The organism is Halosaccharopolyspora lacisalsi (assembly GCF_014137975.1).
GTDB lineage: Bacteria > Actinomycetota > Actinomycetes > Mycobacteriales > Pseudonocardiaceae > Halosaccharopolyspora > Halosaccharopolyspora lacisalsi.
On sequence record NZ_JACGWZ010000002.1, the window covers coordinates 98763 to 112839 of the forward strand.

Annotated in this window: 10 protein-coding genes and 3 pseudogenes; 12 read left to right on the forward strand and 1 reads right to left on the reverse strand. The window is 68.8% G+C overall.

The annotated features are described in order from the left end of the window. Positions 1–17 precede the first annotated feature (17 nt). From FHX42_RS08250 to FHX42_RS08285, 8 genes and pseudogenes are all read left to right on the forward strand, one after another. Positions 18–1349, forward strand: coding sequence for an aspartate aminotransferase family protein (locus tag FHX42_RS08250; protein WP_235987140.1), 1332 nt, complete (start codon positions 18–20; stop codon positions 1347–1349). Continuing rightward, on the forward strand, positions 1346–2752 hold the full coding sequence (hydA, locus tag FHX42_RS08255; protein ID WP_182543666.1) for a dihydropyrimidinase: 1407 nt from the start codon (positions 1346–1348) through the stop codon (positions 2750–2752). The genes FHX42_RS08250 and hydA overlap by 4 nt, the downstream gene beginning before the upstream one ends. Before the next feature lie 16 nt (positions 2753–2768). Beyond that, positions 2769–3767: a TIGR03842 family LLM class F420-dependent oxidoreductase gene (locus tag FHX42_RS08260; RefSeq protein WP_182543667.1), complete on the forward strand. Its 999-nt coding sequence runs from the start codon at positions 2769–2771 to the stop codon at positions 3765–3767. A gap of 275 nt (positions 3768–4042) precedes the next feature. After that, on the forward strand, positions 4043–4219 hold the full coding sequence (locus FHX42_RS08265) for a hypothetical protein (RefSeq protein ID WP_182543668.1): 177 nt from the start codon (positions 4043–4045) through the stop codon (positions 4217–4219). A gap of 550 nt (positions 4220–4769) precedes the next feature. Further along, positions 4770–5357, forward strand: a complete 588-nt coding sequence (locus tag FHX42_RS08270) for a class I SAM-dependent methyltransferase (RefSeq protein WP_182544199.1) — start codon at positions 4770–4772, stop codon at positions 5355–5357. A gap of 48 nt (positions 5358–5405) precedes the next feature. After that, positions 5406–6178: pseudogene (locus FHX42_RS08275) on the forward strand (LamB/YcsF family protein). 6 nt (positions 6179–6184) lie between these two features. Further along, positions 6185–6798 (forward strand): annotated as a pseudogene (locus tag FHX42_RS08280) (5-oxoprolinase subunit B family protein). Then, positions 6795–7647: pseudogene (locus FHX42_RS08285) on the forward strand (5-oxoprolinase subunit C family protein). Before FHX42_RS08280 ends, FHX42_RS08285 begins: the two co-directional pseudogenes overlap by 4 nt. On the opposite strand, the gene FHX42_RS08290 reads toward FHX42_RS08285, so the two are convergent. Then, positions 7648–8058, reverse strand: a complete 411-nt coding sequence (locus FHX42_RS08290) for a hypothetical protein (RefSeq protein WP_182543669.1) — start codon at positions 8056–8058, stop codon at positions 7648–7650. It lies immediately after the preceding pseudogene. 414 nt (positions 8059–8472) lie between these two features. On the opposite strand from FHX42_RS08290, the gene FHX42_RS08295 reads away from it, so the two are divergent. The 4 genes from FHX42_RS08295 (at position 8473) to FHX42_RS08310 (ending at position 13945) form a co-directional block, all read left to right on the forward strand. Next, on the forward strand, positions 8473–9342 hold the full coding sequence (locus FHX42_RS08295) for an ABC transporter substrate-binding protein (protein ID WP_328796053.1): 870 nt from the start codon (positions 8473–8475) through the stop codon (positions 9340–9342). Continuing rightward, complete coding sequence (locus FHX42_RS08300) at positions 9339–10151, forward strand: methyltransferase domain-containing protein (RefSeq protein ID WP_182543671.1); 813 nt, start codon at positions 9339–9341, stop codon at positions 10149–10151. Before FHX42_RS08295 ends, FHX42_RS08300 begins: the two co-directional genes overlap by 4 nt. Before the next feature lie 942 nt (positions 10152–11093). Then, positions 11094–12887, forward strand: coding sequence for a 2-oxoacid:acceptor oxidoreductase subunit alpha (locus tag FHX42_RS08305; protein ID WP_220480141.1), 1794 nt, complete (start codon positions 11094–11096; stop codon positions 12885–12887). Beyond that, on the forward strand, positions 12884–13945 hold the full coding sequence (locus tag FHX42_RS08310; protein WP_182543673.1) for a 2-oxoacid:ferredoxin oxidoreductase subunit beta: 1062 nt from the start codon (positions 12884–12886) through the stop codon (positions 13943–13945). Before FHX42_RS08305 ends, FHX42_RS08310 begins: the two co-directional genes overlap by 4 nt. Positions 13946–14077: the final 132 nt, after the last annotated feature.

The window sequence follows — 14077 nt, forward strand, 5'->3', positions numbered from 1 at the left end:
ACCACGAAAGGACCACGATGACGACCGACAACCCGATGGGTTCGCCGGGAGTGCACGCGGAGCTCGCCAAGCGGCGCAAGGCGGTGCTGCCGGACTGGCTGAACACCCTCTACGCCGAGCCCATCGACATCGACCACGGCGCGGGACGGCACGTCTGGGACGCAGAGGGGAACCGCTACCTCGACTTCTTCGGCGGCATCCTGACCACCATGACCGCCCACGCGCTTCCCGAGGTCACCGCGGCCGTCAGCGAGCAGGCGGGCAAGATCCTGCACTCCTCGACGTTGTACCTGAACCGCCCGATGATCGAGCTCGCCGAGCGGATCGCGGAGGTCTCCGGTATCGATGATCCGCGCGTGTTTCTGACCTCCAGCGGCACCGAGGCCAACGACACCGCGCTCTTGCTGGCCACCGGATACCGGGCGTCGAACCAGGTGCTGGCACTGCGCAACAGCTATCACGGTCGCTCTTTCTCCTCCATGGCCGTTACGGGCAACAGCAGTTGGTCCCCCACCAGCCTGTCGCCGGTGCAGGCCCAGTACGTGCACGGCAGTCGCCGCCCGGGCGCTCCGCTGGCCGACCTGTCCGACGCGGACTTCGTCGACGCGTGCGTCCGGGACCTGGAGGACGTGCTCGACCAGCTGCACGGCAACGTCGCCTGCCTGATCGCCGAGCCGATCCAGGGCGTCGGCGGCTTCGCCACGCCTCCGGACGGCCTGTTCGCGCGGTTCAAGGAAGTCCTCGACCGCCACGGCATCCTGTGGATCAGTGACGAGGTGCAGACCGGTTGGGGCCGCACCGGGGAGAACTTCTGGGGCTGGCAGGCCCACGCCGACAACGGCAAGCCGGACATCGTCACCTTCGCCAAGGGCATCGGCAACGGCCTGCCGATCGGCGGCGTCGTGGCCAGCGCCGAGGTGATGAACAGCGTCGCCGCGAACTCCATCTCCACCTTCGGCGGCAGTCCGGCGACCGCGGCGGGCGCCCTGGCCAATCTCGATTACCTGCTGGAGCACGATCTGCGGGCCAACGCCCGTCACACCGGCGCGATCCTGCGCGCCGAGCTCGACAGTGCTCTCGGCGGCATCCCCGGGGTGGCCGACGTGCGCGGCAAGGGGCTGATGATCGGTGTCGAGCTGAGGTGGCCCGACGGGCGGCCCGCCCCGGAGATGGCCGCCGAGGTCATGGAGGAGACCCGGCGCCGGGGAGTGCTCGTCGGTAAGGGTGGGCTGAGCGGCAACGTGCTGCGCATCGCGCCGCTGCTGAGCGTGACCGAGTCCGAGGCGCGGGAAGGGGCTCGTGTGCTGCTCGACGCGCTGCGCGAGGTCGGGGAGGCGCGATCGTCATGAGCCGGACGGTGATCCGCGGTGGTCTGGTGATCACCGCGACCGAGGAGGTCGTCGCCGACGTGCTCGTCGAGGACGAGCGAGTCGCCGCGGTGGCCGCGGCGGACTCCGGTCTCGCCGAGCAGTGGATGTCCGGCACCGACGAGGTCATCGACGCCACCGGCTGCTACGTCGTGCCCGGCGGCGTCGACGGCCACACGCACATGCAGATGCCCTTCGGAGGGACCTACGCCTCGGACACCTTCGAGACCGGGACTCGCGCCGCCGCGTGGGGCGGCACGACCACGATCGTGGATTTCGCGATCCAGTCGGTGGGGCGTTCGCCGCGCGAGGGGCTGGAAGCCTGGCACGCCAAGGCCGACGACCAGTGCGCGATCGACTACGGCTTCCACATGATTCTGTCCGATGTCGACGACCGGTCGCTGAAGGAGATGGACTCCCTGGTCGCCGAGGGCGTGACCAGCTTCAAGATGTTCATGGCCTATCCCGGCGTGTTCTACAGCGACGACGGCCAGATCCTGCGAGCGATGCAGCGGGCCGCCGACAACGGGGCGCTGACGATGATGCACGCCGAGAACGGCATCGCCATCGACGTGCTGGCCCGGCAGGCGCTGGATTCCGGCCACACCGACCCGAAATACCACGGGCAGGTTCGCCATCCCGTGCTCGAGGCCGAGGCCACGCATCGCGCGGTGCAGTTGTCGCGGGTGGCCGGCGCCCCGCTGTACGTGGTCCACGTTTCGGCGACCGAGGCCGTCGCCGAGATCGCCCAGGCACGCGACGCCGGGCTGCCCGTGTTCGCCGAGACCTGCCCGCAGTACCTGTTCCTGACCGCCGACGAGCTGGCCCGGCCCGGTTTCGAGGGCGCGAAGTACGTCTGCTCGACCCCGTTGCGTCCGGGCGAGCACCAGGAGGCGCTGTGGCGCGGCCTGCGCACCAACGACCTCTCGGTGGTGTCCACCGACCACTGCCCGTTCTGCTTCGGATCCCAGAAGACGCTCGGCTCCGACGACTTCACCAGGATCCCCAACGGAATCCCCGGGGTGGAGAACCGCGTGGACCTGCTGCACCAGGCCGTCGTCGACGGGCACATCAGCCGCAGGCGGTGGGTGGAGCTGACCAGCACGACACCGGCGCGGATGTTCGGGCTGCACCCGCGCAAGGGCACGATCGCCCCGGGCTCCGACGCCGACATCGTCGTCTACGACCCCTCCGCCGAACACGTGCTCTCCGCCGAAACCCACCACATGAACGTCGACTACAACGCCTACGAGGGTCGGCGCGTCACGGGTAAGGCACGCACGGTGCTCTCGCGCGGCGGTGTGATCGTCGACGACGGGCAGTACCTCGGGCACGCCGGCAGGGGACGGTTCCTGCGGCGGGACACCTGTCAGTACCTGAGTTGAGGGCGAGGAGGCGAGGATGGAGTTCGGGCTGGTCCTGCAGACCGATCCACCGGCGTGGTCGGTGGTCGAACGGATGCACCGCGCCGAGCAGGCGGGTTTCGGCTACGGCTGGACCTTCGACTCCTGCGTGCTGTGGCAGGAACCCTTCGTGATCCACAGCCAGATCCTCGCCCGCACCGACGGCATGGTCGTCGGGCCGATGGTCACCAACCCCGCCACCCGCGACTGGACGGTCACGGCCTCGACGTTCGCCACCCTCAACGAGATGTTCGGATCTCGCACGGTCTGCGGCATCGGTCGTGGTGACTCGGCCGTCCGGGTCACCGGTGGCAGGCCCAACACGCTGGCCACGCTGGAGCGGGCCATGACGGCGATCCGGGAACTCGGGGAGGGGCGCTCGACGGAGCTGGACGGAACTCCGGTGCGTCTGCCCTGGGTACAGCGGGGCCGGGTGCCGATGTGGATGGGAGCGTACGGACCGAAGGCGCTGGAGCTGGCCGGGCGGTGTGCCGACGGGCTCATCCTGCAACTGGCGGACCCGTATCTGGTCGGTTGGATGATCGACCACGTTCGCCGCGCCGCGATCGAGGCGGGGCGGGATCCGGAGGAGCTCACCATCTGCGTCGCCGCACCCGCCTACGTCTCCGACGACCTCGATCACGCGCGGGGGCAGTGCCGCTGGTTCGGCGGGATGGTCGGCAACCACGTCGCCGATCTGGTGCGCCGCTACGGCACCGTCGCCGAGACCGTGCCCAGGGCGCTCACCGACTACATCGCGGGCAGGAACGGCTACGACTACACCCACCACGGCCGGACGGACAACCCGAGCAGCGATTTCGTCCCCGACGAGGTCGTGGACCGGTTCTGCCTGCTCGGACCACCGCAGGCGCATGTGGACAAGCTGGCCGAGCTTCGCGAGGCGGGGGTGGACCAGTTCGCCGTCTACGCCATGCACGACGCCAAGGACTCCACAGTGGACCATTACGGTGAGAAGATCATTCCTGTCGTGACGTGAACTTCCCGGGCCCGTCGGGACCCCATTCGGGTCGACGGGACTCGGGTGCGGGATCTCGACTCCCGTTCGTACCGCCACTCGGGTGCGACGCAAAACACCCCGGGCCGCCTTTAAGAAGAATCCTGTCGGGCCTATCATCGAGGACGTAAGTGGGAGTTCGCCCCAACCTCTTTGCGGCTTCATGGTACGAGTGTCCCGGCCTGGCCGGGAGTCGCCTTCGCGCGTCCGCGCGCGGCCGAAAGTGGGCAAGGTTCGTGGAAGGGAGGCAACGAGACGTGGCTACGGTATGGGTGACCCTGGCAGCTGAAGCGGTCGTGCTGTTGGCGCTGGCGAGTGCGGCGATCACGTGGGTACGGCGGACTCCGGTGGAGACGGACGCCGTCGAACAGGTGAGCACGCCCGGCCAGGACGTGGGTCAGCCGGCGACTCCGCTGATGCAGCAGCCCGCCTGAAGTCCGCGAGCCCTCTCGTCGCGAGTCCTGGTGGGCTCGTGAACCCGGTGCACCGGATTGTGCCGGTGCACCGAAATATATTCTTCCCGACCGGCGCATTATCGCTGCCGGTTCCTTTTTCGCTACGCGTTCCGCGCGGATTCTTCCGCGAGCATTGCCGTTGGCCGGAAAGTCGGTGCCGCGCAGTGCTCGAACGGCGCAGCCCCCGGGCCGGAGGGTTCGTCGAACCGGGACCGCTGTCGTGCTCGCCCTGCCGACGGGCCTCGCCGACGGAGTCCTGACGATCTCCATCGCCGCCACGGCGGCGCTCGTTACTTCGTGCTGAGTACGCACTCGCGTGGTGTGGCCGGTCACGCCGATCCCGCTGACGAGCAAGATAGGCTGGGGACGTCAGGCCGGGCCGCCTCCGGCTGAGCCTCGCCGCCCGGTTCCACCGACCAAGAAGGCCAACGTGACAACACCTCCCCAGCACTTCGAGCAGCGAACCGAGACGAGCCCGTCGCAGCCCGGCTGTTCGGTCACGTCGACCAGGACCACGGCGGGTTCTCTCCTGGAGGAGTACCGCACCTTCGTGGCCAGAGCCTGGCGCGACCCCGCCACGGTGGGTGCGGTGATCCCGAGCTCGCCGGTGCTGGCCAGGGAGATCGCCTCGATCGTGCCCACCGCGGGCAGCCCGGTGGTGGTCGAGCTCGGCCCCGGCACGGGAGCGCTCAGCAGCGCGGTGGCCGAGCGGCTTCCCGCGGGCGGCAGGCACATCGCGCTCGAACTGGACCCCGGCATGGTCGAACACCTGCGCACCAACATGCCGCAGCTGGAGGTCATCGAGGGCGACGCGACCGACCTCGGACGGATCCTGCGCGAAGCGGGCGTGGAGTCCGTGGACGCGGTGGTCAGTGGTCTGCCGTGGTCGCTGTTTCCCGGTGAGTCGCAGGGCCGGATCCTGAGCGAGGTCGGTGGTGTGCTGGCACCGGGCGGTGCGTTCACGACCATCGCCTACGCGCTCGCGCTGGGGTCCACCGGCGCCCGCCTGTTCCGCCGCAGGTTGGAGCGCGGTTTCGACGAGGTCGTCATGACCCGCACCGTGTGGCGCAACATGCCGCCGGCCCGGACCTACATCTGCCGCCGTCCCGTGTCCTGACGGTCACCGGACAGTTCCCGTGACGGTGGACAGCCGGGAGGAACCAGGATGCGCATCGACGTGAACTCGGATCTGGCCGAAGGCTTCGGGCGCTGGAGTCTCGGTGACGACGCCGCCTTGCTGACCACGGTCACCAGCGCCAACGTGGCCTGTGGTTCCCACGCGGGGGATCCGAGCATTCTGCGGCGGACTTGCGAGCGTGCCGCGGTGGAAGGCGTAGCGCTGGGAGCTCAGGTCTCCTACCGTGATCTGGCGGGATTCGGACGCCGGTTCATCGACATGGACCCGGCCGAGCTGACCAACGACGTGCTCTACCAGCTGGGCGCCCTGTCGGCCTTCGCCCGGGTCGCCGGAACCGAGGTCACCTACGTCAAGCCGCACGGAGCCCTCTACAACGCGATCGTGGACCACCGTGAACAGGCCGTCGCCGTGGTCGAGGCGGTACGTCGCTACGACGACCGACTGGCCGTCCTCGGCCTGCCGGGTTCGTACTGGCTGGAGCTGTCGGAGCGGGCGGGCCTGCCGGTGTTCCGGGAGGCTTTCGCCGACCGGGCCTACACTCGCCGGGGCACTCTCGTTCCCCGGGCGAACCGGGCGCCGTGCTCGAAGAGCCCGAGGCGATCAACCGACGGTGCGTGCGCCTGGCGCGGGGGGGGGAGATCGAGGCCGAGGACGGGTCGATGATCCGCGTGTCGGCCGACTCCATCTGCGTGCACGGGGACAGTCCTGGCGCGGTTGCCGCCGCCCGCGCCGTTCGGGAGGGGCTCGAAGCCGACGGTGTCGAACTCGCCGCGTTCGCCTCCCCGAACGTTTCGGGATGATCACTCGTGCGGATGCTGCGGTGCGCGGACACCGGCCTGCTGGTGGAGCTCGACGATCTCGACGCCGTGCTCGGCCTCTACGCCGCTCTCGCCGGTGAGCTGCCCGCCGGGGGCACCGACCTGGTTCCCGCCGCTCGGACACTGCTGGTGAAGCTGGATCCCCGGATTGCCGATCCCGAGGCCGTGCGGTGTGCCGTGGAAAGCGCCCGGTCCCGTTCGGGCACTCTCGAGGACGGCGGTGACCTGACGGTTCCCGTGACTTACGACGGTGCCGACCTCACCGAGGTCGCCCGGTCGACCGGACTGTCCGAACGAGAGGTGATCGAGGCACACACGGGCACCGTGTGGACGGTGGCCTTCGGTGGTTTCGCTCCCGGCTTCGGCTATCTCGCCGGAGGGGACTCCCGGCTGCGGGTGCCTCGGCGCGACGAGCCACGGACGCGGGTGCCCGCGGGAGCCGTCGGGCTCGCCGGGAATTCAGCGGCATCTACCCGCGCCGCTCGCCGGGCGGGTGGCAACTGATCGGCCACACCGACGTCGAGGTCTGGCGCACCGATCGGAATCCTCCCGCCCTGCTGCGTCCCGGCGTACGAGTGCGGTTCGAGGGGGTGACCGGGTGAGCGCCCCGGAGCACGCGCTGGAAGTCACGCGGCCCGGCCCGCTGTCGACCGTGCAGGACCTGGGACGGCCCGGTCTGGCGAGCATGGGAGTCGGCCCGTCCGGTGCGGCCGATCGGTCCGCGTTGACGCTGGCGAACCGGCTGGTGGGCAACGACGAGTCCGCCGCGGCGATCGAGACGACGTCGGGTGGGCGGGAACTGCTCGCCCGCTCGGACGCGACGGTCGCGGTGACCGGTGCCCCGTGCCCGGTCGAGGTGGGCGGGTACGGCGCCTCGGTGAACACCGTGCTCCGGGTGCGGGCGGGTACCGGAGTGCGGTTGGGCACGCCGGCCAGTGGCCTGCGCAGTTATCTCGCCGTGCGGGGCGGTGTCGCGGTCGAACCGGTGCTCGGTTCCCGCAGTACCGACGCGCTCTCCGGACTGGGGCCCGGTCCGCTGGCGGTGGGAACGCCCGTTCCCGTCGGGGCGGCGCCGGGCTCCGTACCGACCGTGGAGGTCGCTCCGGTGCCGCTGCCGAGCAGCGGTGAGGTGCCGTTGCGGGCTGTGCCGGGACCGCGGCAGGACTGGTTCACCGATGCGGCGCTGAAAGCGCTGGTCACCGAGGCCTACGAGGTCACGACGGCCAGCGACCGGATCGGAATGCGACTGTCCGGGCCGGTCCTGGAGCGTGCCACCGATCGGGAGTTGCCCAGTGAGGGCATGGTCGCGGGAGCGGTGCAGGTTCCCCCTCCGAACAGCCGACCACCCCGTCACCGGGAGGTACTCGGTGATCGCGACCGCGACATCCGAGGACGTCGATCGTGCCGCCCAGTTGCGTCCGGGGCAGCCGGTTCGTTTCCGTCTCGGCTGATCAGCGATTCTCGCCGGGGTGCTCGCCGGATTCGTCGCCTTCGTCGGGACGGGCCAACAGTGCGAGGTTGAAGTCCGTGGCCATTTTGTACTGCGAGTAGGCCTCGGGGTCGTTCGGGCCTCCGGCGGCGAGCATGTCCTCGTAGGCGCGGGCTTGGGCCGCGAGCATGCTGTGCAGCAACAGCGCTTGCTGGCGGAGGTGGGACTTGAGCCCCCGCAGCCAGGTGGAGTCGAAGCCGAGCTCGTCCAGCCTGTCGCAGGCCGTGTCGACGTCCGGGTGGAACTGCTCGGCCACCAGCAGCCATCCGGCGGACTTGCTGCGCATGTCCTCGGCAAGTGCCGGATCCCCGCCGCCGTACTCGCCCGCGCCGCCGTGGTCGGGAGAGTCCTCGCGCGGTGCTGACTCGTCCATATCAACATCCTGTCACAGTCGGGGACGTTCGGACGGCTCGAAAGATCGCGGCACCGCCGGAGGAGAAGGGCGACCACCATGTGGACGATGATCCACCTGGGCGGTGTCCTTGGTCACAACTGCTAACGGTGTTTTGTCGCTATTGACTATTTCATCACTTTTGTTCCGGTGGTGTGGGTCATAGCAGGTGTGGGTGATGTTTCGTGCGACCTGGTGTTATGTCGCTGTGCTTATCTGGATGTCGACTCAGTCGCCCTGGGCGCGCTTCGTCGTCGTGAATCGCCGTCCGTTAGCGTGCGAACCGTGTCGCGCAGTTCATTGACCCGTCGCCGTTTTCTGGCCGCCGTGGGGAGCTCACTCGCCGTATCCGGGTGCGGACTCACCGGACAGGGATCGGACTCGGAACTGGAACCGGTGGAAGGGCTCGAAAAGCCGGAGGTCCGAGTCGGAGTACTACCCATCGTGGGGGCTGCTCCCCTCTACCTGGCCCTGGAGCAGGGCCTGTTCGAGCAGGTCGGCCTGTCGGTGCGGCTCTCCGAGATCCAGAGTGGTGAGTTCGCGGTTCCCTCGCTGGTTCGGGGCGAACTGGATATCACGTTCAGCAACTACGTGTCCCTGATCGGCGCCTACGCCGAGGGGGAGCAGACACGGATCATCGCCGAGGGCAGCAGGGCGGCGGAGGACAATTTCGCGGTGGTCACCCTGCCGGACTCCGCGTTCACCCACACCGAGGACCTGAACCAGGAAACAATCGGTGTCAACGCGATCGACAATATCGCGACACTGATGACGAACTCGAAGCTGAGCGCCGCCGGGGTTCGCCCGGACCAAGTGACGTACCGCGAGTTCGACTTTCCGCACATGGCCGCGTCCCTGAAGCGTGGTGACGTCGACGCGGCGTTTTTGCCGGAGCCCTTCCTGTCCCAGGCGAAGATCGAGTACGCGGCCCGGACGATGTTCGCCCCCGCTTCCGACGCCACGGCCGGGATCCCGATCGACGGTTACGCCACCATGAACGGCTTCGTCCGGGACAACCCTCGTACGGTGCGGGCCTTCCAGAAGGCGTTGCGCGAGGCACAGCGGCAGTGTGCCGATGACTCCGTCCTGCGTGGGCTGCTGCAAAGAGCGCTCAAGGTCGAGCCCGACGTGGCGGCGGTGCTTTCGCCCAGCCGTTACCCGATCACCCTCCACGCGCGCAGCATCCAGCGGGTGGCCGACCTGATGCGGTTGTTCGGGGCGGTCCAGAACCCGGTAGAAGTCAAGAAGATGGTGGTTCAGTCATGACCGAGTCCGTGACAGCGGATCTGCACGCCGGTTTTCGCCGGCCGGAACGTGGTGACGCCGACACCCTCGGCGGTTTCCTGCACGCCGTCGACCAACTGCCGGGTATTCGGCGCATTCACGAGGCGATGCGTTCGGCGATGGCCCCGCGGGCCGGGGAACGGTTGGTCGACGCCGGCTGCGGTCTGGGCATCGAGACCCGGCGGCTGGCCGAGCAGCACCCCGGGATCGACGTGGTGGGCCTGGACCGCAACGACGCTCTCGTTCGCCAGGCGGGCCAGCAGCGGCCGGACTCCGAGGTGAGCAACCTGAGCTGGCACACCGGGGACCTGCTGGCGCCGGAACTGGATGCCGGTTCGGTGGACGTGGTGCGTACCGAGCGGGTGCTGATCTACCAGCACGACCTCGGCGAGGCCGCGGACTCCCTGTTGTCCCTGCTGCGCCCCGGTGGACGTTTGGTGTCGTTCGAACTGGACTACGGTGCCACCCTGCTCGCGCCCGGGGAGGGCTCTCCCGAGACCGTCCGGTCGATCAGTGCCGCCATGGAGTCCTCCCTGCCGCAACCGTGGGCGGGCCGTCGGTTGCCCGCGTTGCTGGCAGAGCGAGGTGTCTCCGTGCGGGCCGAACCGCACGCCTTCGCGGTGAACCACGAGGTCTGGGACCGGATCGTGGGCGAGACCGTTCGCCAGGCCCTGCGGGAGGGGAAGCTGGACTCCACCGGTGTCGAGGAGTGGTTGGCTCAGCAGGTCACGGCGAACCGGCAGGCCGAGATGACGGCCTTCACCGGGGTGCTGACCACGGCCGTCGTCTGATCGCGGCGGCGGGACGCCCGAGGTACTGGGGTCTCATATTCTGGGAGGGTCACCGGTTTCCGGCGTATCGATTCAGTAAGTCGGGGGAGTGCTCGTGGTCGAGACGAGAACGGACGGCGGAACCGCGGGGCATCGACCGGTATGGCCGAAGTCACACCTCGCTTTTTCGTCGGTGCGTTCGAAGTGCGCGACGTGTTTTGCGTCCCCTTTCCGCCGGTTGTGCCGGAATTGTTTCCGCGAGTTCGTTCCGGGCCGGAGGAGTGGTCGTCGTTCGTCCCGCAGGATGTCCCGCCGCTTGCACGGAGGATTCGGCTCGTCGGCGATGCCCCTGGGGGTGGGGCCCGGTCATGCCCTGCGGTGGCGATGTGCGCGAGGGGACGCCGTTCGGTCGGGTCACTGCCGTTGTCCGGCTTCTTCCTTCCCAGGTCGGGCATGATTCCGAGTGGTGCTGCCGGCTCCCCGACGGCTTCCGCGGGAACGCGCCGTGGTCCCCGTCGAGGCGTCTGCGCCGGTGCGAGTCGCGGTGAGAGGCAGGGGCGGTGAATGCCGGAGCGGAATGGTTTCGACTTTTTGTGCGAGAGCTTTCGGGTTTTCCGTCCGGCAGGTGCTCCGATTCACTCCGATGGGTTCGAGTTGTCACTGAGAAACAGGAATCCCGCGGTTCGAAAAGATGAACCGCTCGATGTTCCGCGCTACCGATAGTAGGCTCTTGAGGTGGGTCGTGGTTGATCGGCTGCCGTGGCCCGGGGTACGACGGCGCAGTGGTCGTAGTGCCCTCACGACAACGGGCACTTCCGGTGAAAGGGAACGGATCAAGTGGCGACGACGAACGGGCACCAGCCCGCGGAGCAGGCACCAGCCGAGGACGCCCGCGGGTCACGGGAGACTGCCCGGAAGGTGAACCGTGTGGTGATCCGCTTCGCGGGTGACTCCGGGGACGGCATGCAGCTGACCGGCGACCGGTTCACCTCGGAGGCAGCGGCGTTCGGCAACGACCTGGCCACGCTGCCGAACTATCCGGCCGAGATCCGCGCGCCCGCGGGCACGTTACCGGGGGTGTCGAGCTTTCAGCTGCACTTCGCCGATTACGACATCCTGACGCCGGGGGACCGCCCCGACGTGTTGGTGGCGATGAACCCGGCGGCGCTGAAGGCCAACATCGGCGACCTGCCGCGCGGTGGAACGCTGGTGGTCAACACCGACGAGTTCACCAAGCGCAACCTGAAGAAGGTCGGCTACGAGGTCAGCCCGCTGGACAGCGGTGAGCTCGAACCGTACGCGGTCCACGGTGTGGCGATGGCCGAGCTGACCAAGGGGGCGCTGGCCGAGACGGGGCTGTCGCGCAAGGAAGCCGAGCGGGCCAAGAACATGTTCGCGCTCGGGTTGCTGTCGTGGATGTATCACCGGCCGACCGAGCGCACCGAGGCGTTCCTGCGGGAGAAGTTCGCCGGCAAGCCCGCCATCGCCGAGGCCAACGTCCTGGCGTTCCGGGCGGGGTGGAACTACGGGGAGACCACCGAGTCGTTCGCGGTGACCTACGAGGTCGCCCCGGCGACCCTGCCGCGGGGCACCTACCGTCAGATCACGGGAAACCAGGCACTGGCCTACGGGCTGGTGGCCGCCGGTCAACGCAGCGAGCTACCGGTGTTCCTGGGCAGCTACCCGATCACGCCGGCATCGGACGTGCTGCACGAACTGGCCAAGCACAAGAACTTCGGGGTCACCACGTTTCAGGCCGAGGACGAGATCGCCGGTGTCGGCGCGGCGCTGGGGGCGTCCTTCGGCGGATCGTTGGGGGTGACCACGACCTCGGGTCCGGGCCTGGCACTGAAGTCCGAGACGATCGGGCTCGCGGTGTCCCTGGAGCTGCCGTTGGTGGTCTGCGACATCCAGCGCGGTGGCCCGTCGACGGGACTGCCGACCAAGACCGAACAGGCCGACCTGTTGCAGGCGCTGTACGGGCGCAACGGAGAGTCGCCGGTGCCGGTGGTGGCGCCGTCCTCGCCCGCGGACTGCTTCGAGGTGGCACTGGAGGCGGTGCGGATCGCGTTGACCTACCGCACCCCGGTGCTGCTGCTGTCGGACGGGGCAACCGCCAACGGCTCCGAGCCGTGGCTGATCCCGGACGTCGCGGAGTTGCCGGATCTGCGCACGTCGTTCGCCACCGAGCCCAACGCTCCGGACGGTTCCGGGGAGTTCTGGCCCTACCTGCGGGATCCGGAGACCCTGGCGCGCGAGTGGGCGGTCCCCGGCACGCCGGGGGCCGAGCACCGGGTCGGTGGTCTGGAGAAGGTCGACGGCAAGGGCAGCATCTCCTACGACCCGGACAACCACGACACGATGGTGCGACTGCGGCAGCGCAAGGTCGACGGGGTCACCGTTCCGGACGTCGCCGTCGACGACCCCGGGGGCCAGGCACGGGTGCTGGTGCTCGGCTGGGGTTCCTCCTACGGGCCGATCGGAGCGGCGTGCCGCCGCGTGCGGGGGAGGGGAATGGCGGTGGCGCAGGCGCACCTGCGCTACCTGAATCCGATGCCCGCCAATCTCGGCGAGGTACTGCGGCATTACGACCGCGTGGTGGTGCCGGAGATGAACATGGGCCAGCTGGCGATGCTGTTGCGAGCGCGCTACCTGGTGGACGCCGTCAGCCACACGCGGGTCGCGGGCCTGCCGTTTCAAGCCGAGGAACTGGAAAACGTGCTCACCGACATGGTGCAGGGGGTCGACAAGCAGTGACGACCAATCTGGGTATTCCCGCGCTGGGTGGACTGGACGAGGTACCCACCACCGACGAGCAGCAGAAGGCCAAGGACTTCACCAGCGACCAGGAGGTGCGCTGGTGCCCCGGTTGCGGGGACTACGCGGTGTTGGCCGCAGTGCGCGGGTTCCTGCCCGAGCTGGGCATCAAGCGCGAGAACACCGTGTTCGTCTCCGGCATCGGCTGTTCCAGCCGGTTCCCGTACTACATGAACACCTACGGGATGCACTCCATCCACGGTCGTGCCCCGACGATCGCCACCGGCCTGGCAACCACCAGGCCCGACCTGAACGTGTGGGTGGTCACCGGTGACGGCGACGCCCTGTCCATCGGCGGCAACCACCTGGTGCACGCGTTGCGACGCAACGTCAACCTCACGATCCTGCTGTTCAACAACCGGATCTACGGGCTGACCAAGGGCCAGTACTCGCCCACGTCGGACCAGGGCATGGTCACCAAGTCCACCCCGGTCGGTTCGCTGGACACCCCGTTCAACCCGGTGTCGCTGGCGCTGGGTGCCGAGGCCAGCTTCGTGGCTCGCACGCTGGACTCCGACCGCGCGCACCTGACCGAGACGCTGCGGGCCGCCGCTAACCACCGCGGCTCCGCGCTGGTGGAGATCTACCAGAACTGCCCGATCTTCAACGACGGTGCTTTCGACGTCCTCAAGGACAGCGACGAGAAGCAGCGCCGCCTCATCCCGCTGTCCCACGGTGAGCCGATCACCTTCGGCCCCGAGGACGAGCGCTACGGTGTCGTCCGCGACTCCGGAGGCCAGTTGCAGGTGGTCAAGCTCTCCGAGGTCGACGAGTCCGACGTCGTCGTCCACGACGCCGAGGCCGACGACAGCGCGCACGCCTTCGCCCTGTCGCGGCTCGGTGGTCAGGACCTGGATCCGACCGTGACCGGAATCTTCCGTTCCGTCCAGCGGCCCACCTACGACGACCAGGCCCGGCGCCAGACCAGCCAGGCCGCCGAGAACAACCCTCCCGACCTGCAGAAACTACTCACCGGAAACGACACCTGGACCATCTGAGACGAGTCCGTCCCGGAGTGATCGCGGGCACCGCGCCGCGGCCACTCCGGGAGAGACGTTCCGGGTTCCCTCGAACGCGGTAGTTTCACTACGTCGTCGAGGGGAGTCCCGACCGCCCGCTCCCACGTACCG

Excerpts from the sequence above, each read along its gene's own strand:
- FHX42_RS08305 (WP_220480141.1), top strand. The coding sequence starts at position 11,094 with ATGCAGCTGACCGGCGACCGGTTCACCTCGGAGGCAGCGGCGTTCGGC.
- hydA (WP_182543666.1), top strand. The coding sequence starts at position 1,346 with ATGAGCCGGACGGTGATCCGCGGTGGTCTGGTGATCACCGCGACCGAG.
- FHX42_RS08260 (WP_182543667.1), top strand. The coding sequence starts at position 2,769 with ATGGAGTTCGGGCTGGTCCTGCAGACCGATCCACCGGCGTGGTCGGTG.
- FHX42_RS08300 (WP_182543671.1), top strand. The coding sequence starts at position 9,339 with ATGACCGAGTCCGTGACAGCGGATCTGCACGCCGGTTTTCGCCGGCCG.
- FHX42_RS08250 (WP_235987140.1), top strand. The coding sequence starts at position 18 with ATGACGACCGACAACCCGATGGGTTCGCCGGGAGTGCACGCGGAGCTC.
- FHX42_RS08290 (WP_182543669.1), bottom strand. The coding sequence starts at position 8,058 with ATGGACGAGTCAGCACCGCGCGAGGACTCTCCCGACCACGGCGGCGCG.